Consider the following 21,607-nt stretch of genomic DNA (forward strand, 5'->3'; position numbering starts at 1 on the left):
CCCGGGATCAGGCCGGAGGCTGGGCCTCGGCCCCGGCGGGCCGGCGGGGATGCGGGACGGGGCAGCCACCCGAGCCGGGCACGGGGAACGTGCCGAGCTCACCCACGTCATAGCCGTCCGGGTAGCCCTTGATCTCCGGGTTCTGGCGGGCGTAGTGCGGGGCCCGGCGCGGGGGCAGCAGCCGTACCGCGCGGCCGCGCAGCCACAGGGCACCCTGGACCAGCCGCCGGACCGGGGGGCGCGGGGACGCGTACCGGAAGGCGTCCAGCAGCGACTCGTCGAGCAGGGCGAGACTGGCGCGCCGCACCGCGGGGGCGACCGGCGCGGGATACCAGGAGGCCATGAGGTCGAGAGTGGAGTCGGCGACCCTGCGGGCACCTTCGTCCCAGCCGAAGTGGGCCTCCTCGTATGCCTCCAGAGTGGCTTCGAACTCCTCGTACGAGCCCGGGATGTCGGTAATGCCCAGGTGTCGGCCGAGGGTGGCGTAGTAGTTCGCGCAGGCCCGGCGTTCGTGGTGGGTCAGCGGACGCCAGCCGTAGGCGTCCAGCCAGCGCGCCGGAATCACCACGAAGGTGCACAGGACATAGCGCATGTCCTCGTTCGAAATGTCGTAGCTGCGGTGCATCTGGTTGACACGGCGGATCGCGGTACGCGCGGTGTCGCTGTCGAAGCCGTGCTCGACGACCGCGTCCAGGAGCAGTGCGGTGTCGTCGTAGCGCTTCTGGGTCCGGTCGGTGAACTCGGCCGTCTCGGCCAGCAGGCCACCGATGCTCGGGACGGCATATGTCCGGAACAGGGCGAGTTCCAGGGCCCGGGTGAAGTCCCAGGGGAACTCATAGGTGGCGGTGAGCCGGTAGATGGCCAGGAAATCCTTGTCGGGGTCGAGACGGAGGATCTCCCTCAGCCGGTCGTAACGCTGCACCGGGTGTCCCTTTCTGTGGCGGGTCCCCAACTCTACGTGCAGGTAGCGGCCTTGGAAATCGAGGCCCGCAAGCTCTCGACGGGCGGGTTACCCGCTGGTTAAGGTGCGCCGACGAGAGAGCTACCAGGAGGCCAGGTGTCCGACGACGAGGGTGGCGGCTCGCTGTATGTGCTGACCGCCGTGCTGCTGACCCCGGCACAGTTCCCCGGCATCCTGGGTGACGACTTCCCCGAGGCCTGCTCCCTGCTGGGGGTGGCACCGGGCGGGGACGGGTACGGGCTGGTGCTCGGCCAGGACGAGGAGGGCGCGCGCTGGACGGTCGTCGTGGACGACGTCTCGCTCGTCGCCACGGCCATCGCCTCCTGGGACTGCGGGATGGAGTACGACCTGTCCCCAGACGAGCGGACGATCGTGGTCTCGCTGGCGGGCTGGCCGATGGAGCTGTCGGTGGCCGCGTCGGGAATCCCGGAGCCGCACGATCCGGAGCAGGGCGCGGACGGTACGGGGCGGGTGCCACTGGCGCCGCCCTCGGCGGAGGCGTGGGGCCCGGTGCAGCGGCGGATGGGCGCGGACCAGATCGCGCGCGAGTGGACGGACTGGCGCGAGCGCGTGGCCGCGGACGGCGGGGCGGCGGCCGCCGCGCACCCCGGGCTGGTGCGGGCGCTGGAGCAGGCCGTGGAGTACACGAAGACCCCGCCTCCGCCCGGCCGGGTACGGTCCTCGTTCGCCGGCGAGGGGGCCCGGACGCTGCGGGTCGACGGGCCGGGCTGGTCGCTGGTCGCCCGCACCGGCGAGGCTGCCTTCGTCCTGCTGGACGAGGCACCGAGCGAGGTGCTCACCGTCCCCCACGAGGGGGATCCGGACCTGCCGCACTTGCTGGCCGAACTGGACCGCATCGCGGTCCGTCCGTCGTGAGCTCGAGCGGCGGACCGCAGGGGGCGCCGGCCTCGATCCGCGACCGGCGCTGAGCGGTTACGGCGGCGTCCGCATTCCGGGCGCCGACCGTTCCGGCCCCCCAGGTCGAACGGAACCGGCCAATGGGACTGAAAATCGCTCTGGATCCCCTCCCTCCGGAATGATCGAATCGGCCAGTCACGCGGCTCAAAGGGTGCGCACCACACCCTCGCGGCTCATTCCACGACGGAGGCCATTCTTGAATTCCATGTCCTACCTGGACCTGCACCGGGAAGTCGCACAGGAAATCGACGCGGAGATCGAAACCGCACTGGAGCGGATCGGCCCACTGGCGAGCACGACCAGGAACTCGGTGGCCAAGCTCTTGGACCACCGCAAACTGAGACATCCCCTCTCGGTGCTGCCGCTGCTCGCGCACGCCATAGAGACCGGGAATCCGAGGCCGGCCATTCCGCTGTCCGCCGTCCACCTGCTGTGGTGGACCTCGGCCTGCTATCTCGACGACCTGGCGGACGCCAACGGCGCCTCCATCTCCGGTGAGCTCACCGAGAACGAAGCACTGCTCGCGTCCGTCATCACGGGAAACGCACTGCCCATTCAGATCCTTCTGGAGCAAGATCTCCCGGAGTCGGCGCGCAGCGCACTGATAACCGAGATCCTGAACGGCTGGATCATAGGCGTCGACGGCCAGATCGACGACATGCGCGGGGACATGTGCAGCGCCTCGCGGAAATCGGTGGTCGAGACGTATCGCGGCAAGTCCGGCGCACCGTTCGGAATGATCACCGCAATGGCCGCAATACTCTCGGGAACAACGGCCGCGAAGATCGAGTTGTGGCGGGAATTCGGCTACGTCTTCGGTATCCTGTGGCAGATTTTCAATGACCAGGAAGACATCTTGTCCGGCCGTGACGAGGACCTTCTCAACGGCACGGTGACCTACCTGCTGGCCTCGGTCATCGAGGACGCCTCGCCCGTGGCCAGGGAGCACATCCTGAACCTGTCCGCCGCCGCAGGGCGCTCACATCAAGCCAGATCGGAACTGGCGGGCCTGCTGCGGACACCCACCGCCCTCGACCGGTACCGCGCCGACATCGACGCCTTCCGCGCCGAGGGGTACCGCATCCTGGACGAACTGGGCGGCGACGAGACCTACTTGCCGGTGCTCCGGCACCTCGTGGACCACGCGTCCCAGATGCTGCTCGAGGCGGACCTGGCACCCGCCGTCGTGAGCGGGGCCGCCTGACCCGGCCGCCCGGGCGGGCCACACCTCCCGCGCGCCACCCCCGCTGAGCCGGCGCGCCCGGCACTCCCGCCCCACGGCCATGCCTGCCGGGCTCCGCACCGAAGCCGGAGCCCGGACAGGACCTGCGCCCGCGCCGCTGTCAGCGGCCGATCTGCTTCCTGGACATCCCCCGCAGGCGACGCCGCTGGGAGGAATCCAGCAGGAGGTAGGCGGCGGTCGGCACGCCGATCAGGACCAGCAGCCCCGCCCAGAACCCCACCGTCCAGAACAACACGATGGCTGCCACGACTCCGGCAACCGCGACCTTTCCGCTCGTGGACATCCGCGGACACCTCCTTCTGCCGTCGACCACTACCCCCTCAACGTGCCGTCGCGACCGCGCGTTCCCCGGCACCCGAACGGCCTTCGAAGTGACCCGGGTCACGGCCCGGCCCCCGCCGCCGGGCCCCTCGGTGGGGTACTCTCGGCCGCCCCGTACCCGGTAGTCAAGTTTGAGGAATGCGTGCTCTCCGAGATCTCCGGCCTCATCCACCACTCCGCTGTCTTTCTTCCCGCCGACCCGGCCCGCAACGGCCGAATCGCCCTGTGGCAGGCCGACGGCAAGACCCCCTCCGCCGCCATCGACACCGACGTCCGCTCCGACAACCGCTCCGGCGACCGCTCCGGCACCGGCACGAACACGGGCACCGGCACCGGCACCGGCGGTTTCGAGGAACTCACCGTCATCACCCCCGGCCTGCGCCGGTCCACCGTGATCGCGCTCGTTCTGTCCGTGGACGAGGCCCTGCCCCTGCTCACCCGCGCCCGGGCCGCCGTGTCCGAGGCCACCGACGCCGACACCGGCACCGCCGATGCCGGCCCCGCCACGGCGTTCTGGGGCGCCGCCGCGCTGCTCGCCCTGCGCTTCGCCGCGCGCGGGCAGCTCCTGCCCGGCCTGAGCCCCGCCGGTCACGACGCCTGGCGGATCGGGCCGCTGGAGGAGGCCGACCTCGACGAGGTCCGGGAGCTGGCCGCCGCCATGCCGCCCGCCGCCCACTGCGTACCGCTGGACACCGACGGGCCGCCCCGGCTGCCCGCGCCGGAGCCGCTGCTGCGGGCCTTCCTCGACGCCGTCGCCGACACCCTCCCCCGCTCGCCCGCCGCCCCCGCCGCCGCGGGCGGGCCCGCCTTCGCCGCCCGCCCGCCGCGCCTGCACCCCGAGCTGCGCGACTGGGCCGCCGAAGTGGCCGCCGGCCATGACGCCGGAGTACGGATCTCCCTGCGGATCGAGCTCGACGGCGCCCTCGACCGGGCCGCGGAGCGGGACCTCGACGCGGCCTCCGACGCGGCCTCCGAAGCCGCTCCCGCCTTCCGCGCCGTCCTCCAGATGCACAGTCTGGCCGACACCGCCCTCGTCGCCGACGCCGCCGACGTGTGGGCCGGATCCGGGGCCGCGGCGGCCGCCTTCCCGCCCGGCGCCCGGATGGACGCCCTGCGCGCCCTGCGCCGCGCCGCCCGGCTGTGGAACCCGCTCGCCCCGCTGCTGGGCGCGGCCGTCCCGGGCTCCGTCGAGCTCGCCGACGAGGAGGTCACTGAGCTGCTCGGCGAAGCCGCCGCCGCCCTGGCCGCCGACGGGGTCCAGGTGCACTGGCCGCGCGGGCTCCTGCGCGACCTGAGCGCCCGCGCCGTCCTCGGCTCCCGCGACACCGCCCGCGCCACCGACACGGCCGAAGGCGCCCTCCCGTCCGGCCTGCTCTCCCCCGGCGCCCTGCTCTCCTTCAGCTGGCGCCACGCCGTCGGCGACCAGGGCGATCTCACCCGCGCCGAACTCGACCGCCTCGCCGAGGCGAAGCGCCCCCTGGTCCGGCTGCGCGACCAGTGGGTCCTGGTCGATCCGGCCGAGGCCCGCCGGGCCCGCGCCCGCCAGGACCGCAAGATCGCGTCGGTGGACGCGCTGGCCGCCGTACTCACCGGTTCGGCCGAGATCGACGGCAAGCGGGTCGACGTAGCGGCCACCGGTCCGCTGGAAGGACTGCGGGCGCGCCTCACCGCCGACCCGGAGGAGGCCGACGCGCTCGGCGCACCGCCGGAGTTGCGGGCCACCCTGCGCGACTACCAGCTGCGCGGCCTGCGCTGGCTGGCCCGGATGACCTCTCTCGGCCTCGGTGCCTGCCTCGCCGACGACATGGGCCTGGGCAAGACCGTGACGCTCATCGCCCTGCACCTGCATCGCAACCGGCCCGAGCACCCCGGTACCGCCGGGCCCACCCTGGTGGTGTGCCCGGCCTCGCTGCTGGGCAACTGGCAGCGGGAGATCGAGAAGTTCGCCCCCGGCACCCCCGTGCGCCGTTTCCACGGACCGGGCCGCAGCCTCGCGGGGCTCGCCGGAGGATTCGTCCTCACCACCTACGGCACCATGCGCCTGGATGCGCCCGAACTCGCCGCCACCGGCTGGGGCATGGTGGTGGCCGACGAGGCCCAGCACGTCAAGAACCCGCGATCCTCCACCGCCAGGGCCCTGCGCACCATCCCGGCCCCCGCCCGCGTGGCCCTGACCGGCACTCCCGTGGAGAACGACCTTTCCGAGCTGTGGGCCGTCCTCGACTGGACCACGCCAGGGATCCTGGGCCGGCTCGGCACCTTCCGCTCCCGCTACGCCGAACCCGTCGAGAGCGGCCGCGACCCCCAGGCCGCCGCCCGGCTGGGGGCGCTCGTACGGCCGTTCCTGCTGCGCCGCAAGAAGTCCGACCCCGGCATCGCGCCCGAGCTGCCGCCCAAGACCGAGACCGACCACACCGTCACGCTCAGCCGCGAACAGACCTCGCTCTACGAAGCCGTCGTGCGCGAGACCCTCGCCGCGATCTCGGAGGCGGACGGCATGGAGCGGCGCGGTCTGGTGGTCAAGCTGCTGACCTCCCTCAAACAGATCTGCAACCACCCCGCCCACTACCTGCGGGAGCACGGCCCGGCAGAACCCGGTGCCAAGGAAACCGGCGCCAGGGAACCCGGTGCCAAGGAGACCGGTGGCGCCCGCTCCGGAAAGCTGGAGCTCCTCGACGAACTCCTCGACACGATCCTGGCCGAGGGCGGCTCGGCCCTGGTCTTCACCCAGTACGTGGCGATGGCCAGGATCCTGGAGAAGCACCTCGCCGGGCGCGGCATCGCCTCGCAGCTGCTGCACGGCGGGACCCCGGTGCCGCGCCGCGAGGAGCTCGTCGACCGTTTCCAGGCGGGTGAGGTGCCCGTCTTCCTGCTGTCCCTGAAGGCGGCCGGCACCGGGCTGAACCTCACCCGCGCCGGGCACGTCATCCACTTCGACCGCTGGTGGAACCCGGCCGTCGAGGAACAGGCCACCGACCGCGCCTACCGCATCGGCCAGACCCAGCCCGTGCAGGTGCACCGGATCATCGCCGAGGGCACCGTCGAGGACCGGATCGCACAGCTCCTGGAACGCAAACGCGCCCTCGCCGACGCCGTCCTCGCGGGCGGCGAGAGCGCGCTGACCGAACTGACCGATGCCGAACTGGCCGAACTCGTGGCGCTGCGCCCCACGCGCGCGGGGAGTGAGCGATGAACACCCGGGACCGAGACCCGTACGAGAAGACCTTCCCGGCCCTGCCGCCCACCCCCGGCCGCGGCTTCGCCCGCACCTGGTGGGGTCATTCCTGGCTGCGCGCCCTGGAGGACAGCGCGCTCGACGGGACGCAGGTCAAACAGGGCCGCCGGTACGCCCGCTCGGGCGCGGTCGGCGCGGTCTCGGTGCGTCCCGGCGGGCTCACCGCGGTGGTGCGCGACCCGGACGGGACGGCGCACCGGACGGACGTGCTGGTGCAGGAGTTCACGGAGGCGCAATGGGACCGTCTGCTGGGTCTGGCCGCCGCCGAGGCGGGGCACATCGCGGCGCTGCTGGACCGTGAGGTCCCGCCGGAGCTGGCCGAGGACGCGCAGGCCGCCGGGGTGGAACTGCTGCCCGGCATAGGGGACCTCGATCCGCGCTGCGACTGCGGCGAGTGGGACCACTGCGCGCACACGGCCGCGCTCTGCTACCAGGTGGCCCGGCTGCTGGATCAGGATCCCTTCGTGCTGCTCCTGCTGCGGGGCCGGGGCGAGCGGGAGCTGGTGGACGAACTGGAGGAGCGGAGCACGGCGGAGGCCGAGGCGGAGGCGCCGCGGGCGCCCTCCGACGAGGGGGTCTTGGCTGCGGAGGTCTTCGCGGCGGGATCCGTCCGGCCGCCGCTGCCCCCGCCACCGGGACTGCCGGACGCTCCGGGCCAGCCGCCGACGCTGGACACCGAGGCCGACCCGGAGCCGCACCTCGACGTGGACGCGGTGGAGTTCCTGGCGCAGGCGGCCGCGGCCGAGGCCTGCCGGCGACTTGCGGAGGCACTGGCTCCGGGCCACGCCGGTCGCGCCCCGACGGCCCCGCTCACGGTCGCCGAAGACGCTGTACGACTCACCGCCGAGGCCGGTGACTTCCGGGTCGGGTCCCGCCTGGCGGCGGCTACCGGGCGCAGCCGGGCCGACATGGAACTGGCCGTACGCGCCTGGGGCTTCGGCGCGGCCCCGGGCCTCGCGGCGCTGGAGGACGACTGGACGCCCGACCGGACCACGCTGGCCCGCGCCCGCGCGGCCCTGGCCGCGGCCTGGGCGGACGAGGAGCCGCCGGTGCTCCGCCGGGTCCGCGCCCGCTGGACGCAGGCGGGCACCGACCGCCAGCTCCGGCTGGGCCGGGAGGGGCGCTGGTGGCCGTACCGCCGCGAGGCGGGGCGGTGGATCCCGTCGGGCCCCTCGGCCCCGGACCCGGGCTCGGCGCTGGAGGCCGATCCCGCCCGGTGAGGTTTCGGCCCGCGGGGGCCGATGTACCGCGGGCGCCCTGGCCGACGTACCGCTTGCCCGGACCCGACGGCGGGACGACGATGGGGGCGCTCCGTACCGCGGTACCACGGGAGGGTGTGATGGGCGATCCGTCGGTGGCGCTGCCGGGCGGTGCCGATCCGGCCGCGCGCACGCGCGAACTGCGGCGTGCCCATGCCGCTTTCACCCGGGACGGGCGGGTCGAGGACCCGGTCCGGGCGGTCATCGCGCGGTCCTGGCGGCGGTGCGCGCGAGCCCGGCTGAGCCCGGAGTGCGCACCCCGGGTGGAACTCACGGAGGCCGAGCTGCGGTCGTACCGCGAGGAGCACCCGCTGGCCCGGGTGATGCCGCTGTTCCGGGATCTCGTCGGGGCGTTCGCCGCCCACGGGGCGCATCTGCTGGCGGTGTGCGACGCTCGGGGCAGCCTGCTGTGGGTGGAGGGCGAACCGGGCACCCTGCGCCGGGCCGAGGGCCTCGGCTTCGTCCCGGGTTCGCGCTGGGCGGAGGCGGCGATGGGGACCAACGCCCCCGGGACGGCGGTCGCGACGGGAGAGCCCGTGCAGGTCTTCGGGGCCGAGCACTTCAGCCGCCGGGTGCACCCGTGGACCTGCGCTGCGGCTCCGGTGCGGGATCCACGGACGGGCAGGCTGCTGGGCGCGGTGGACATCACCGGCGGCGACGGCCTCGCCCATCCGCACTCCCTTGCCTTCGTGCAGGCCGTGGCCCGGGCGGCGGAGGACCGGTTGACCCTGCTCGAACCGGTCCCGCCGGCCGCCGGGGACACCCTTGCCGCTCTCGGCCGGGACGAGGCCCTGCTCGTCACCGCCGGCCGCAAGGTCCGGCTGGGACGTCGGCACAGCGAGATCATGGCGCTGCTCGCGCACCGCCCCGAGGGCCTGTCGGGCCAGGAGCTGGCGATCGCCCTGTACGAGGACGAGTCGGTGTCACCGGTCACGTTGCGCGCCGAGATCTCCCGGCTGCGCGCTCTGCTGGGGCCGTCGGCGCCGCTGTCGCGCCCGTACCGTACGGCCGCTCCGCTGGACGCGGACTTCACCGCCCTGACCCGGCAGTTGGCCGGCGGGGCCGTGTCCGCGGCCCTGCACCACTACCCGGGGCCCCTGCTGCCGGCCTCCACCGCGCCCGGCATCGTCCGGCTGCGCCGCCGGATCGAGGACCAGGCGCGGGCCGCGGTGATCGCGCGCGCCGACGCCGGGCTGCTCACCGACTGGGTGTGCAGCCCGTGGGGCGCCGACGACCCGCAGGCGTGGCGGGCACTGGCGGCGGCGCTGCCGCCGGAGCGCCGGCCGGCCGCACTGGCCCGCGTACACGCCCTGGACCGTGAGCTCGGCGCGCACCCGGACCCTCGCGGGAGGCGTGCAACGTATCCGCAACCTGCTCGCTCCTAGCCTCCGTCCGAGCGCTGTCCGACGGCGGCCGGCGCCCGGCAAGGGGAGGACATCATGGCCCGATACGCTGCGCCCGGTACCGAGGGGGCGCTCATGTCGTACGCGTCCCGCTACGACCACTTCATCGGCGGCGAGTACGTCCCGCCCGCCCGCGGCCGGTACTTCGAGAACCCCTCCCCCGTCAACGGCCGGGTCTTCACGGAGGTCGCGCGGGGCACCGCCGAGGACGTGGAGCGGGCGCTGGACGCGGCCCACGCGGCGGCGCCCGCATGGGCGCGCACCTCGGTCACCGAGCGGTCGTCGGTCCTGCTGCGCATCGCGGACCGGATGGAGCAGAACCTGGAGGCCCTCGCGGTCGCGGAGACCTGGGAGAACGGCAAGCCGGTACGGGAGACCCTGGCGGCGGACCTGCCCCTGGCGATCGACCAGTTCCGGTACTTCGCGGGCGCCCTGCGCGCGCAGGAGGGCGCACTCAGCCAGCTCGACGACGACACCGTCGCCTACCACTTCCACGAACCGCTGGGCGTGGTCGGGCAGATCATCCCGTGGAACTTCCCGATCCTGATGGCGGTGTGGAAGCTGGCTCCCGCGCTGGCGGCCGGGAACACGGTGGTGCTGAAGCCCGCCGAGCAGACCCCGGCGTCGGTGCACTACTGGCTGAGCCTGGTGGCGGACCTGCTGCCCCCGGGCGTGGTCAACATCGTCAACGGCTTCGGGGAGGAGGCGGGCAAGCCGCTCGCGTCCAGCCCGCGGGTGGCGAAGATCGCCTTCACCGGGGAGACCGCCACCGGGCGGCTGATCATGCAGTACGCGGCCGAGCACCTGAAGCCGGTCACCCTGGAACTCGGCGGGAAGAGCCCGAACCTCTTCTTCGACGACATCTGGTCGACGGACGACGACCTGCGCGACAAGGCCCTGGAGGGCTTCACCATGTTCGCCCTCAACCAGGGCGAGGTGTGCACGAGCCCGTCGCGCGCCCTGATCGAGCACGGCCGGTACGGGGAGTTCCTGGAGGCGGCGGTGGCCCGCACGGAACTGATCGTGCCGGGGCACCCGTTGGACACGGACACGATGATCGGGGCGCAGGCCTCCGAGGAGCAGCTGAAGAAGGTCCTGGCGTACGTGGAGATCGGCCGGCGGGAGGGTGCGAAGGTCCTCACGGGCGGCGAGCGGCAGGAGCTGGAGGGCGACCTCGCGGGCGGCTTCTACGTCGCGCCGACCGTCTTCGAGGGCGACAACCGCATGCGGATCTTCCAGGAGGAGATATTCGGGCCGGTGGTGTCCGTGACCTCCTTCCAGGACTTCGACGACGCCGTACGCATCGCGAACGACACGGCGTACGGCCTGGGCGCGGGGGTCTGGACCCGGGACATCAACACGGCCTACCGGGCGGGGCGTGCGATCCAGGCGGGCCGGGTGTGGACGAACTGCTACCACGCGTATCCGGCGCATGCCGCTTTCGGCGGATACAAGCAGTCGGGCATCGGCCGCGAGACCCACAAGATGATGCTGGAGCACTACCAGCAGACGAAAAACCTCCTGGTCTCCTACTCCCCCAAGAGGCTCGGCTTCTTCTAGAGCCTGAAAGACGGCGCCTGACCTGGGCTTTCGCCCGCCAGGCGCCGTCGGCTCGACCCGCTCGACACGGGCGTCAACTCTTCTGTTCCTCCCGGTTACCCAGCCCCTCTCCCACGGTCGAGGTACGCGTCAGCCGACCCGAAGACCGACCGCCAGCGTCAGCTCGAGGACCCGGTGTGGCGATGCGAGATCCGGAAACAGCTGCCGCAGCTGCGACATCCGGTACCGGACGGTCTGAGGATGGACGAACAACGCCGCCGCAACCTCGTCCCGCCTGCCGTGGTGAAGCAGCCAAGCCCGCAACGTCTCCTCCAGCCGCCGTGCGGTCGCGACAGGCAAGGTCCGCAACGGTGCGAGGGCTCGGGCCCGCAGGTCCGCGAACGCGTCCGCGTCGGCGCTCAGCACCAGCTCGGGCAGGTGGTCCTCGGTGTCGCGGATATCGGAGGAGAGGGAACGCGCGCGTGCGGCTCGTGCGTACGAGGCGGACGCACGGGTCCATGGCCGGGCCGGGCCGACCACGGCGGTGCGGTCGGTCAGCTGCCGCAAGAGATGCGACCGGTCGGCATCGGGGACGAGCAGCACGCCGAAGGCGTCCGGCAGATCGTCGAGGACGAGGGTGCTCGGGTCGAGCGCGCGGTAGGCAGGCCGGGCCTGGGCGGCGGGCAGCAGGACGGCGGTCAGCGAAACCGGAGGCTGCCACCCGGCCCGTTGAACAGAGGCCAGCAGCACGTCCGGGCTCGCGCCGGCGAGGAGGTCGCGGGCCAGGTGTTCCAGGTGGCGCTCATGGTCCCGGCCCCGGGCAGCCAGTTCGTCGGCGTGGCCCGCGGCGCTCGCGGCGGAGAGCTCGTCGATGTAGGCGAAGGTCAGCTCGGCGAACTTGGCGACCTCGGCGGCGGGCAGACCTGCGGGTACGGCACCCGCCGCCAGGCATCGCCAGGCCACGCGGGCGCCGACGCGGTAGGCGCTGAGCAGGGCGTCCATCGAGCGCCCGTCGCGCACCTCGCCGCGGCCCAGCTCGTAGGCCGCGTCACCGGCGTCGCCGCCTGTGGCGGTCCCGCTCGCGAGGTCCAGGTAGTGCCCCAGGGCGGTGCGGACCGCTCGGCGGATGGTGACGCCCATGCGGCCCGAAAGGGCGTTGGCGTAGGGAGGGACCTCGTCGATGATCGCCTGGACGACCTCGTCGGCGGTGGTCCTCAGCCCGGCCCGGATGGCGGTGACCGTCGCCTGCTCCAGGACCAGTTCGGTGACCCTCCGGATTGGATGGCTCATTTTTTATTCCCTGCGAACAATCCAGCTGACCAAATTTACGTCTTGCGGTCAGGACTTTACGCCCTGAGGCGCATCAAGCTGGGGTCATGACGAGTACAACCCTCCGCAGTGGGGCGTGGAAACTGCTGGAGATGATCACGACGCCGCTGCTGCCGTCGGACTACCTCGACCTGGTCAGCCCGCTGCGTGCGGGCGCTGACCTGCGTGGGCGCATCGAGGCCGTGCACCCCGAGACGGCTGACGCCGCGACCATCGTGATCAGGCCGGGAAGGGGCTGGCGCGGTCACAGGGCCGGTCAGTACGTGCGGATCGGGGTCGACGTCGACGGGAGGCGCCTGTGGCGCGCCTACTCCATCACCTCGCCGACGAACCGCCAGGACGGCCGCGTCACGATCACCGTGAAGGCGATCCCGGACGGCAAGGTCAGCAACCACCTGGTCCGCAGGGCGAAGCCCGGCACGCTGGTCCAGCTCGACCAGCCGACCGGTGACTTCGTACTGCCGCAGGCCAAGCCCGCCAAGGTGCTCTACCTGACGGCCGGCAGCGGCATCACGCCCGTGATGGGCATGCTGCGCGACATCGAGTTCGACGACGTCGTCATGGTCCATTGCGCGCCACAGCCGCAAGACGTGATCTTCCGCAACGAACTGCACGACCTGGTCGCGGACAAGAAGCTGCGGCTCACCGAGGTGCACACCGACACGGACGGCGTGCTCGACATCGCCCGTCTCGACGAACTGGTACCCGACTGGGCCGAGCGCGAGACCTGGGCCTGCGGGCCCGCGGGCCTGCTCGACGCCGCCGACGAGTTCTGGAGCGAACACGGCGTCGAAGAGCGGCTGCACACCGAACGCTTCCGCGCCGGCATCGTCGTCGCCGGTGACGGCGGCGAGGTCACGTTCAGCGCCACCGGCAGGACCGTCGACGCGGACGGCGCCACGCCGTTGTTGGACATCGGCGAGGAGGCCGGCGTGCTCATGCCGTCCGGCTGCCGCATGGGCATCTGCTTCGGCTGCGTCACGCCGCTCAAGGCGGGCGCCGTTCGCGACCTGCGCACCGGCGAGATCACCGAGGCCGAGCCGGGCGTCCTCATCCAGACCTGTGTGTCCGCCGCGGCGGGCCCCTGCGACATCGAACGGTAGGAGCACCTTGACCGCCATCGACCCCACCGCCCACCTCACTGCGGAGCAGATCGAGGAGCTCGGCCGCGAGCTGGACGCGATCCGCGACGAGGTGATCGCCGGCCGCGGCGAGAAGGACGCCGCCTACATCCGGAAGGTCATCTCGGCGCAGCGCACGCTCGAGCTGGTCAGCAGGGGCGTGCTGCTGTTCTCGTTCTTCCCGCCCGCATGGCTGATCGGCACCGCCGGTCTGTCCGTGGCGAAGATCATGGACAACATGGAGATCGGCCACAACATCCTGCACGGCCAGTGGGACTGGATGCGAGACCCGAAGATCCACTCCACCACCTGGGAGTGGGATCACGTCTCGCCGGCCGACCAGTGGAAGCACTCGCACAACGAGCTGCACCACACGTACACCAACGTGATCGGCAAGGACAACGACCTCGGCTACGGCATCATGCGCGTCGACGAGGACCAGAAGTGGCACCCGTTCCACCTCGGCCAGCCGCTGTGGAACTTCATCAACGCCTGCTTCTTCGAGTACGGCATCGCAGCGTACGACCTGGAGCTCGGCAAGAACCTGCACAAGCGCCGCCGCAAGGACCCGGAGTTCCGCGCGCGGGCCAAGGCCGTGGGCCGCAAGATCCGCAAGCAGGTGCTCAAGGACTACGTGATCCACCCCCTGCTGTCGGGCCCGTCGTTCCTCACCACGCTCGCCGCCACGTTCACCGCGAACCTGGTCCGCAACATCTGGTCCCACTCGGTGATCATGTGCGGGCACTTCCCCGAGGGCGTGCAGGTCTTCGAGCGCCGGTCGATCAAGGGCGAGACGCGCGGCCAGTGGTACCTGCGCCAGATGATGGGCTCGGCGAACATCAGCGGCAGCAGGGCCATGCACTTCATGACCGGCAACCTGTCGCACCAGATCGAGCACCACCTGTTCCCGGACCTGCCGAGCAACCGGTACGCCGAGGTCGCGGTGAAGGTGCGCGCGCTGTTCGAGAAGTACGAGCTGGAGTACGTCACCGGGCCCCTGCCCAAGCAGGTGTTCTCCGCGTGGCACAAGGTCTTCCGGCTCTCGCTGCCGAACAAGAAGCCCAAGGTCAAAACGCCGGACCGCGAGCAGGAGCTCGTCGCTGCCTGAATCAAGATCCGGTGTCGTTTTGCCTGGTCAGCATGGGTGCAGGTGCTGTACCACCAGCGGACGAAGAACCTCCTCGTCTCGTACTCCCCGAAGAAGCTCGGGTTCTTCTGAGCGTCGTCGGAAGCCACATCGGCTCCCTCCCCCGCTCCGCTCCGATCACCGAGCCTCATCCCGGCATCCTCGGTGTCGCTCCACGTGTCGGCGATCGGATCTTGTCCGTCGGGCCCGCGGCGTCCGGTGCCGGGCGGCGCGGGCCCGGCAGGATCCGAAAGAGACGGCCTAGTCGGCGGCCCGGCGCCTGCCGCGCCGGCGGCGCGGGTACGGGAAGAGCCGTGGCGAGCGTTTGGCGGCCAGGTCCTCGGCCCAACCGAAGGTCAGCACCAGCAGGCCGAGCAGCGGGATCGCCACCAGCAGCGTGAACCACTGGCTGCTCAGCAGCCACTGGAAGTTCGCGTAGACGAAGGGGACGCTCCAGAGCGGGTCGATCAGCGGGATGGCGGCCACCAGGGCGACCTGGTGCCAGAGGTAGACGCTGACGGCGCGTGCGTTGAGCAGGCCGACCAGGCCGTTCCAGCGTTCCAGCCGTCTGGGCCACTGCTCCCAGGACGGGCTGATGTGGAGCAGGATGGCGACGAAACCGAAGGACCACAGTGCCTGGGCGATCGGCCAGGACTCGATGTCGGTCGCCACGGTCGGATCGACCGGACGGGTCTGCAGGTACCAGAAGCCGGCCACCATGATCAGCGGTGCGACGGACGGGAGTACGTACTGCGGGATCTTCTTGAGCAGCCCCTCCTGGTGGGCCATGCCGAGGATCCAGCAGGCCCCGAAGGTGGCGAAGTCGTTGGCGGTCTCCCAGACCCGGCCGTAGACGAACTCCTGGTCGACGAAGAACGCGTTCATGACGATCACCGTCGCCAGCGGAGCGGACAGCGTCACCAGCGGAAAGCGTCGCAGTGCCCGGAGCATCAGCGGCGAGAGCAGGACGTACCAGAGGTAGGCCCGGAGGTACCAGAGCGGGACGATGATCTGCGCGGCCCAGGTGTGTTCCACGAGCTGGAAGCCGGACAGCTCGTCCGCGTACGGCGGGGTGCTCAGCGGCAGGATCCAGAAGGCCAGCTTGGACCACCACCAGGTGGGGTGGCCCTCGGAGAGGGGGCCCCAGCTGGCGAGGATCTGGAGGGCGATCATGACGGCGCCGAACAGCCACATCGGCGGCAGCAGCCGGCGCAGTCGGCCGCGGATCACACCGGAAGCGGGACGGCTGAGCGAGCGGGCCATCAGCGAGCCGGCCAGCGCGAACATCACGCCCATCGACGGGAAGACGAGGGGCAGCCAGAACCAGCCGAAGTTGTGGTAGAGCACCACGCGGCCCAGGGCCAGCGCGCGCAGCAGGTCGAGATAGCGGTCCCGGCCGCCCTTGCGCCGGGACGGCGCCTCCGGCTCCTGCGCCTGCTCCTGCGCCTGCTCCTGTCGCAGCACGGCGGGGACCCTCAGCCGGACGGTGTCGTGGGTGCGCCCGAGGTCGACGGATGCGGTCACGGTCAGGCCTCCACGGGTACAGCGACCTCGCCGGTGCGCCGGAGCTTCTGCCACCGCAGCCGGCCTCCGGTCATCGCCGTGATCGCGGACTGCAGCAGGACGATGTACATCAGCTGGCGGTAGACCAGTTGCTGGATCGGCAGGCTGATCAGATGCCAGGGCTTCTCACCGTCGAGCCGGAAGGCGTACCAGGACAGTGCGGCCTGGAGCAGAATGAAGCCGCCCCAGCTGGTGAGGGTGATCGGGGCGTCCCCGAACAGCACGCCGTACAGCAGGAACAGGTCGACCAGCGGCGCCAGCAGCGGCGCGACCACTCCGAACAGCACGACGAGCGGCAGCCCGAGTCGGCCGAACCGTCCGGCCGGGCCGCGGGAGGTCACCGCGCCGCGGTGCTTCCACATCGCCTGCATGCTGCCGTAGCTCCAGCGGTACCGCTGGGACCAGAGCTGCTGGAGGGTGGCGGGAGCCTCGGTCCAGGCGCGGGCGTGCTCGGCGTAGACGATCCGCCAGCCGTCGCAGAGCACCGCGATGGTGATGTCGGTGTCCTCGGCGAGGGTGTCGTCGCTCATCCCGCCGACCCGCCGCAGGGCCTCCTTGCGGAACGCGCCGACGGCGCCGGGGATGGTCGGGATGACGCCCAGCATGTCGTACATCCGGCGGTCCAGGTTGTGGCCGAGGACGTACTCGATGTGCTGCCAGGCACCGATCAGGCTGTCGCGGTTGCCGACCTTGGCGTTGCCCGCGACCGCGCCGATCGCCGGGTCGCCGAAGGGCTGGACCAGCTCACGCACGGTGGACGGCTCGAAGACCGTGTCGCCGTCCATCATCACGACGATGTCGTACGAGGCTGCCGCGATACCGGTGTTGAGCGCGCTGGACTTGCCGCCGTTGACCTTGCGGATCAGCCGTACGAACGGCAGGCCCATCGCCTCGACGATGTCCGCGGTGCCGTCCGTCGAGCCGTCGTCGATGACGATCACCTCGATCGGATGGTCGCAGGCGGCCAGGGAGTTGAGGGTATTGGCTATGCACTCGCGCTCGTTGTAGGCCGGGACCAGTACGGTGACCGGCTCGGTGACCGGCGGTCCCCAGGCGTCCCGCCGCTTGGAGCGGCGGGCGTGGATCGGTGCGAGAACGAGCATCAGCGCGAACCGGCCGAAGTTGAGGAAGCCGACGAGGGCCAGCAGCGCGACCAGCACCGGCAGCGTGTGCACGGCGAACTGGGTGGCCCAGATGAATCCCTTGCCGGCCCACAGCTGGAAACCGTGCACCGGCACGGTTGCGCTGGAGGCGCCGAGTGCCTCGGAGATGGTGGTGAAGCGGTAGCCCTGGGCCTGCAGCTTGTCGATGATCTGTACGAGCGCGGCGATGGTCTGGGTACGGTCACCACCCGCGTCGTGCAGCAGGATCAGTGCGCCCGCCCCGGGCTTGGCCGGCATCGCCGCGTTGACGATCGCGTCCACGCCGGGGCGCTTCCAGTCGTCGGTGTCGCGGTCGATGAACGCGGTGAGGTAGCCGCGCGCGCCCACGTACTTGATCACCGGATAGTTCCAGTCGTCCATCGCGGTGGCGTCGGAGGAGTAGGGCGGGCGGAACAACGCGGAGTGGACGCCCGCGACGCCGGCCAGCGCCAGCTGCGTCTGCGCCAGCTCCCAGCTGATCCTGGCGTGGGACTGGTACACCAGATCGGGGTGGGTGAAGGTGTGCACGCCGACTTCGTGGCCGCCCGCGACGATCTGCCGGATCAGCTCCGGGTTGCGCGTGGTCATGGCGCCGGTCACGAAGAAGTCCGCACGGACGTTGCGGGCCGCGAGCACCTCCAGGATCTTCGGGGTCCACTCGGGCGAGGGACCGTCGTCGAAGCTCAGGACCGCGGTGCGGTCCGGGATGCGGTAGCTCACGGGATGCTCGTTCTTGCTGCCCCGCGCGTCGATGATCGGACCGCCCTTGAGCAGGTTGCCCGGCACGGTCGTCTTGTCGACCGAGATCGCGATCCGGGAATCGTGGAACGCCTCGTTGGTGGCGAGGCCGCGCAGGACGAGGAGCGCGAGCAGGCAGGCCAGCAGGGACAGCGGCATGAAGAAGCGCAGCGGCGGCGCGGCCAGTCGGCGCGGCCTCAGCAGGGACTGCCGGCGGCGCTGGTGGCGGGACAATGACGCTCCTGGAGATGGGTGGTGCGGACGATCAGGGGTGCTTGGCCGGTCGGCCGGAGGACGCCGGCCCGCGCGGCACGGGGGTCGCGGTCTTCGATGCGGTCGCCGCGTTCCTCGGTGTGGTGGCCGAGGCCTTCGATGTGGTGGCCATCGTCTTCGGTGTGGTGGCCGAGGCCTTCGCCAGCGGTGCCGCAGAGCGCGTGGCCGTCCGGGGCGCGGACGACGGGGACGCCGGGGACGCCCGGCCGGGCGACAGCGACGGGACGGGTGTGGGCGACGGGGCGGCCGGCCGTGAGGGCTGCACCGGTATGCCCATCGCCGGGGCGTCCGCCTGCACCCCGATCAGACTGCTGCCCATGGCGACCGCCAGGACCGCGCCGACCACCGAGACCGGCCAGCCGAAGCCCCGCAGCAGACGACCGCGCAGACCCGACTGGTCGACGAATACCGGCGCGGGATCGGATTCCCGAATATTTGACTCAGACATGTCAGGCTCCGCCCGGCGCGCGGGTCAGCGGTCGATGGAATTGATGATTGCGCGCACCTTGCGACGCCTTTCGGCGCAGGGCAGGTAGACCGCAGGACAGCAGGACAGCAGGACGAACGCTAGTGCACCGGCCTGAAGCGAATTTGGCCCGATGTATGCATTTGGTGCGATCTGCTCAGGTGTCGTAATCGGATCGAAATGCCAATTGGGCATACCGATCAGTAAGCGAGACGCAGAATCTCCGGGTACTGATCAATCGCTTGCGGGACACCCTCCGAGTCGGCACTAAGATGCCCCCTCGTGTGATCAGTCATTTGATCTTCACGTAAAAAGGGCGTGTCCAGGTACCGCCCCTACGCCCGAAGGAGCCCGTGTGAGCCAGCCCCGCCGCACCTCTCGTCGCCACGTGTGGACCGTGCTCACGCTCCCCGCCCTTATGTGCGTACTCGCGGCGTGCTCCGGCGGCCCCGCATCCGGCGGGGATGCCGATGCCGGCGCCCCCAGCGCCTCGCCGACCCCGTCCGGACCTCCGGGAACCCTGTTCGACAACTTCCACTACAGCGGCTCCGACGACCCTGCGCTGACCGCCAACGGCTGGGAGGTCCGTGACGGCGCGGGCAGCCCGGGGATCAAGGACACCTGGTCCAGCGCCGGCGCCGCCTTCCCCTCCGACATCACCGCCCAGGGGGGCAGGGTCCTGCAGCTGCAGGCTTCCACCGACGGCACCAAGCAGGGCACCAGGCAGGTCGAGGTGCAGAGCACCGGCACCCCCCTCTTCACGGGGACCTATGCCGCTCGGGTCCACCTCAGCGACAGGCCCTCGAGCGGTCGCAACGGCGACCACGTCGTCCAGACCTTCTTTCCGATTTCCTCCTCGGAATCCTCGGCGAACTACAGCGAACTCGATCACGAGTACCTGCCGAACGGCGGCTGGGGTTCGGTGGGTTCGCGACTCGACAACGTCAGCTGGCACAAGGCCGATCCGCCGGACCGGGTCAGCCGCACGTTCAAGCAGCGCCTCGAGGGTTGGCACATCATGATGATCACCGCCGTGAACGGAAAGGTCACCTATTCCCTGGACGGCAAGGAGCTTTTCACCAGCTCCGGCAAGTACGTCCCGCGCGAGAAGATGGACATCCATTTCAGCAACTGGTTCATCGACCTTCCCTTCACCGGCGGTCCGCGCACATGGGACATGAAGGTCAACTGGTTCTACTACAAGGCCGGTGAAGCTGTTTCCCAGGCGGAGGTCCAGAAAACGGTGGACGGCTTCTACAGTGGCGGCACCAATTACATCAACACTGTGCCGAAGTCCTGACCCCAGTCAGGACTTTGGCGGCCCTTCCCCCCCACACTGGCGCCGGGGCCGCCCGCCCGAGACCTTCGCCGCCGTCCCGCTGGACGAACAACTCCCGGCCCCTGCCCTGCTCGTCCTCTCCGTAGGGAGTCAGGTGGGGGTGTGGGCCGTTTTGTTCGTTGTGGTGCCGTCGTCTTCGCCCTGGACCTCCGACGCAGCAGGCTGTTGCGGAGCGGGCGGGGTGCGGATCAGCAACGCGACCAGCACGGCCAGGGCGCCGAGCACGGCGCCGATGCCGAATCCCCACTGGATGCCCGTGGCGAGGGCGCCGGTGGCGTCGGCGCCCTCGGCTGCTGCCGTGGCGGCGTGTCCCGACATGACGCTGATGACCAGGGCGGTGCCGGCGGCGGCCGCGACCTGTTGGAGCGAGCCCAGGATGGCGGAGCCGTGGGGGTAGAGGTGCGGCGGCAGTACGGACAGGCCGGAGGTGAAGACGGGGGTGAAGACGAACGCCATGCCCGCACTCAGGGCCACGTGGAGGGCGAGCACCAGCCACGGCGAGGTCTGTTCGTCCGTGAGGGCGAACAGCGCGAGGCAAAGCGCTGTGAGTCCGGCTCCGGGTACGACCAGGCGTGGTGCGCCGAGCCGGTCGTAGAGCTTGCCGACCTGCGGTCCGAGCAGGCCCATGGTCAGGCCGCCGGGGATGAGGAGCAGCCCGGTCTGCAATGAGGTCAGGCCGCACACCTCCTGCAGGTAGATCGGCAGCAGGATGAACGTACCCATGAGGGCCATGAACGACAGGCACATCAGGCCCAGCGCCACGGAGAAATGACGAAACGTCAGCGCACGCAGGTCCAGCAGCGGGGTGGAGGAACGCTGCAGTGCCAGTTGTCGCCATACGAACAGTCCTACGAGCACGGCCCCAACCGGGGTGATGACCTCCGGGGGCACGGGGGCCTGGGCCGCGTTCCCGGCGCCGAGCCCGCTCAGTCCGTAGACCAGGGCGCCGAAACCTGCGGCCGCCAGGGGCACGGACATCCAGTCGATGGGGGCCGCCTGCGGCTCACCGATGTTGACCAGTTTGCGCCGACCGAATACGGCCATACCTCCGGCGATGGGAAGCACGGCCAGGAACAGCAGGCGCCATGACCCCAGCTGCAGCAGCACACCGGAGAAGGCGGGGCCGAGGGCGGGTGCGACGGAGATGACGAGGGTGATGTTGCCCATGACACGGCCGCGGTCGTGCGGGGGCACGAGGGTCATCAGCGTCGTCATGAGCAGCGGCATCATGACGGCGGTGCCGCTGGCCTGGATGACGCGGGCGGCCAGCAGTACGGGGAAGGCGGGCGCGGCCGCGGCCAGAGCCGTGCCGGCGAGGAACAGCGCCATGGCGAGGCCGAAGGCGGTACGCGTCGTCACCCGCTGGAGGAACCACCCCGTCACCGGGATGACGACAGCCATGGTGAGCATGAAGGCCGTGGACAGCCACCCTGCGGCTGCCGCGGTGACCTCGAAATCGCGCATGAGCCGCGGGATCGCGTTGACCATGATCGTCTCGTTGAGGAGGACGACGAACGTGGACAGCACGAGAATGCGCAGCACGGCGGTGACGCGGGCGGGCGAGAGGGTTGGCGTTTCGTGTGGCGCGGGCATGGTGCCTTCCGTCATCTGAGTGTCCTCCGCATGTGGGC

Annotated in this window: 16 protein-coding genes; 10 read left to right on the forward strand and 6 right to left on the reverse strand. The window is 71.1% G+C overall.

Annotation, left to right across the window (positions count from 1 at the left end; all coding sequences use genetic code 11):
* Nucleotides 1-7: 7 nt before the first annotated feature.
* Nucleotides 8-922 carry an oxygenase MpaB family protein gene (locus tag ACWGE1_RS02190; protein WP_453418649.1) on the reverse strand — a complete coding sequence of 305 codons (915 nt, stop codon included), beginning with the start codon at nucleotides 920-922 and terminating at the stop codon, nucleotides 8-10.
* Between the two features lie 135 nt (nucleotides 923-1,057).
* Here ACWGE1_RS02190 and ACWGE1_RS02195 point away from each other — a divergent pair, with 135 nt between their 5' ends.
* Together ACWGE1_RS02195 and ACWGE1_RS02200 are read left to right on the forward strand one after the other, a co-directional pair.
* Complete coding sequence (locus ACWGE1_RS02195) at nucleotides 1,058-1,837, forward strand: hypothetical protein (protein WP_453418650.1); 780 nt, start codon at nucleotides 1,058-1,060, stop codon at nucleotides 1,835-1,837.
* 247 nt (nucleotides 1,838-2,084) lie between these two features.
* A complete protein-coding gene (locus ACWGE1_RS02200; protein WP_453418651.1) occupies nucleotides 2,085-3,083 on the forward strand; it encodes a polyprenyl synthetase family protein in 999 nt (332 codons plus the stop codon).
* A 139-nt stretch (nucleotides 3,084-3,222) separates the two neighbouring features.
* Here the strand turns inward: ACWGE1_RS02200 and ACWGE1_RS02205 are convergent, their stop codons facing one another.
* On the reverse strand, nucleotides 3,223-3,405 hold the full coding sequence (locus tag ACWGE1_RS02205) for a hypothetical protein (protein WP_453418652.1): 183 nt from the start codon (nucleotides 3,403-3,405) through the stop codon (nucleotides 3,223-3,225).
* A gap of 180 nt (nucleotides 3,406-3,585) precedes the next feature.
* Between ACWGE1_RS02205 and ACWGE1_RS02210 the strand changes: the two genes are divergently transcribed.
* From ACWGE1_RS02210 to exaC, 4 genes are all read left to right on the forward strand, one after another.
* Nucleotides 3,586-6,636 (forward strand): DEAD/DEAH box helicase, encoded by a 3,051-nt coding sequence (locus ACWGE1_RS02210; RefSeq protein ID WP_453418653.1) that lies wholly within the window; start codon nucleotides 3,586-3,588, stop codon nucleotides 6,634-6,636.
* The gene (locus ACWGE1_RS02215; RefSeq protein ID WP_453418654.1) at nucleotides 6,633-7,898 is read left to right on the forward strand and encodes an SWIM zinc finger family protein; all 1,266 of its coding nucleotides are present in this window, start codon (nucleotides 6,633-6,635) and stop codon (nucleotides 7,896-7,898) included. The genes ACWGE1_RS02210 and ACWGE1_RS02215 overlap by 4 nt, the downstream gene beginning before the upstream one ends.
* A 119-nt stretch (nucleotides 7,899-8,017) precedes the next feature.
* A complete protein-coding gene (locus ACWGE1_RS02220; RefSeq protein WP_453418655.1) occupies nucleotides 8,018-9,322 on the forward strand; it encodes a GAF domain-containing protein in 1,305 nt (434 codons plus the stop codon).
* 54 nt (nucleotides 9,323-9,376) lie between these two features.
* Nucleotides 9,377-10,900: an acetaldehyde dehydrogenase ExaC gene (gene exaC, locus ACWGE1_RS02225; RefSeq protein ID WP_453418656.1), complete on the forward strand. Its 1,524-nt coding sequence runs from the start codon at nucleotides 9,377-9,379 to the stop codon at nucleotides 10,898-10,900.
* Between the two features lie 129 nt (nucleotides 10,901-11,029).
* Here the strand turns inward: exaC and ACWGE1_RS02230 are convergent, their stop codons facing one another.
* The gene (locus ACWGE1_RS02230) at nucleotides 11,030-12,169 is read right to left on the reverse strand and encodes a helix-turn-helix domain-containing protein (RefSeq protein ID WP_453418657.1); all 1,140 of its coding nucleotides are present in this window, start codon (nucleotides 12,167-12,169) and stop codon (nucleotides 11,030-11,032) included.
* An 86-nt stretch (nucleotides 12,170-12,255) separates the two neighbouring features.
* Here ACWGE1_RS02230 and ACWGE1_RS02235 point away from each other — a divergent pair, with 86 nt between their 5' ends.
* Both ACWGE1_RS02235 and ACWGE1_RS02240 read left to right on the forward strand, forming a co-directional pair.
* A complete protein-coding gene (locus ACWGE1_RS02235; protein WP_453418658.1) occupies nucleotides 12,256-13,311 on the forward strand; it encodes a ferredoxin reductase in 1,056 nt (351 codons plus the stop codon).
* 7 nt (nucleotides 13,312-13,318) lie between these two features.
* Nucleotides 13,319-14,437, forward strand: a complete 1,119-nt coding sequence (locus ACWGE1_RS02240) for a fatty acid desaturase family protein (protein WP_453418659.1) — start codon at nucleotides 13,319-13,321, stop codon at nucleotides 14,435-14,437.
* A gap of 279 nt (nucleotides 14,438-14,716) precedes the next feature.
* Here the strand turns inward: ACWGE1_RS02240 and ACWGE1_RS02245 are convergent, their stop codons facing one another.
* Together ACWGE1_RS02245 and ACWGE1_RS02250 are read right to left on the reverse strand one after the other, a co-directional pair.
* Complete coding sequence (locus tag ACWGE1_RS02245) at nucleotides 14,717-15,979, reverse strand: acyltransferase family protein (RefSeq protein WP_453418660.1); 1,263 nt, start codon at nucleotides 15,977-15,979, stop codon at nucleotides 14,717-14,719.
* A 2-nt stretch (nucleotides 15,980-15,981) separates the two neighbouring features.
* The gene (locus tag ACWGE1_RS02250) at nucleotides 15,982-18,069 is read right to left on the reverse strand and encodes a bifunctional polysaccharide deacetylase/glycosyltransferase family 2 protein (protein ID WP_453418675.1); all 2,088 of its coding nucleotides are present in this window, start codon (nucleotides 18,067-18,069) and stop codon (nucleotides 15,982-15,984) included.
* A gap of 62 nt (nucleotides 18,070-18,131) precedes the next feature.
* On the opposite strand from ACWGE1_RS02250, the gene ACWGE1_RS02255 reads away from it, so the two are divergent.
* Nucleotides 18,132-18,707, forward strand: a complete 576-nt coding sequence (locus ACWGE1_RS02255) for a hypothetical protein (RefSeq protein ID WP_453418661.1) — start codon at nucleotides 18,132-18,134, stop codon at nucleotides 18,705-18,707.
* Nucleotides 18,708-18,992: 285 nt separating this feature from the next.
* On the forward strand, nucleotides 18,993-19,937 hold the full coding sequence (locus ACWGE1_RS02260; RefSeq protein ID WP_453418662.1) for a glycoside hydrolase family 16 protein: 945 nt from the start codon (nucleotides 18,993-18,995) through the stop codon (nucleotides 19,935-19,937).
* A 129-nt stretch (nucleotides 19,938-20,066) separates the two neighbouring features.
* Here ACWGE1_RS02260 and ACWGE1_RS02265 read toward each other — a convergent pair whose 3' ends face one another.
* Complete coding sequence (locus tag ACWGE1_RS02265; RefSeq protein WP_453418663.1) at nucleotides 20,067-21,569, reverse strand: DHA2 family efflux MFS transporter permease subunit; 1,503 nt, start codon at nucleotides 21,567-21,569, stop codon at nucleotides 20,067-20,069.
* Nucleotides 21,570-21,607: the final 38 nt, after the last annotated feature.

The sequence above is a fragment of the Streptomyces sp. NPDC054932 genome (assembly GCF_053610205.1).

What these genes read in the sequence shown, in the direction of transcription:
- ACWGE1_RS02200 (WP_453418651.1), top strand. Translation starts at nt 2,085, where the DNA reads ATGTCCTACCTGGACCTGCACCGGGAAGTCGCACAGGAAATCGACGCG.
- ACWGE1_RS02205 (WP_453418652.1), bottom strand. Translation starts at nt 3,405, where the DNA reads ATGTCCACGAGCGGAAAGGTCGCGGTTGCCGGAGTCGTGGCAGCCATC.
- ACWGE1_RS02215 (WP_453418654.1), top strand. Translation starts at nt 6,633, where the DNA reads ATGAACACCCGGGACCGAGACCCGTACGAGAAGACCTTCCCGGCCCTG.
- ACWGE1_RS02220 (WP_453418655.1), top strand. Translation starts at nt 8,018, where the DNA reads ATGGGCGATCCGTCGGTGGCGCTGCCGGGCGGTGCCGATCCGGCCGCG.
- exaC (WP_453418656.1), top strand. Translation starts at nt 9,377, where the DNA reads ATGGCCCGATACGCTGCGCCCGGTACCGAGGGGGCGCTCATGTCGTAC.
- ACWGE1_RS02230 (WP_453418657.1), bottom strand. Translation starts at nt 12,169, where the DNA reads ATGAGCCATCCAATCCGGAGGGTCACCGAACTGGTCCTGGAGCAGGCG.
- ACWGE1_RS02235 (WP_453418658.1), top strand. Translation starts at nt 12,256, where the DNA reads ATGACGAGTACAACCCTCCGCAGTGGGGCGTGGAAACTGCTGGAGATG.
- ACWGE1_RS02255 (WP_453418661.1), top strand. Translation starts at nt 18,132, where the DNA reads ATGACGCTCCTGGAGATGGGTGGTGCGGACGATCAGGGGTGCTTGGCC.
- ACWGE1_RS02265 (WP_453418663.1), bottom strand. Translation starts at nt 21,569, where the DNA reads ATGCCCGCGCCACACGAAACGCCAACCCTCTCGCCCGCCCGCGTCACC.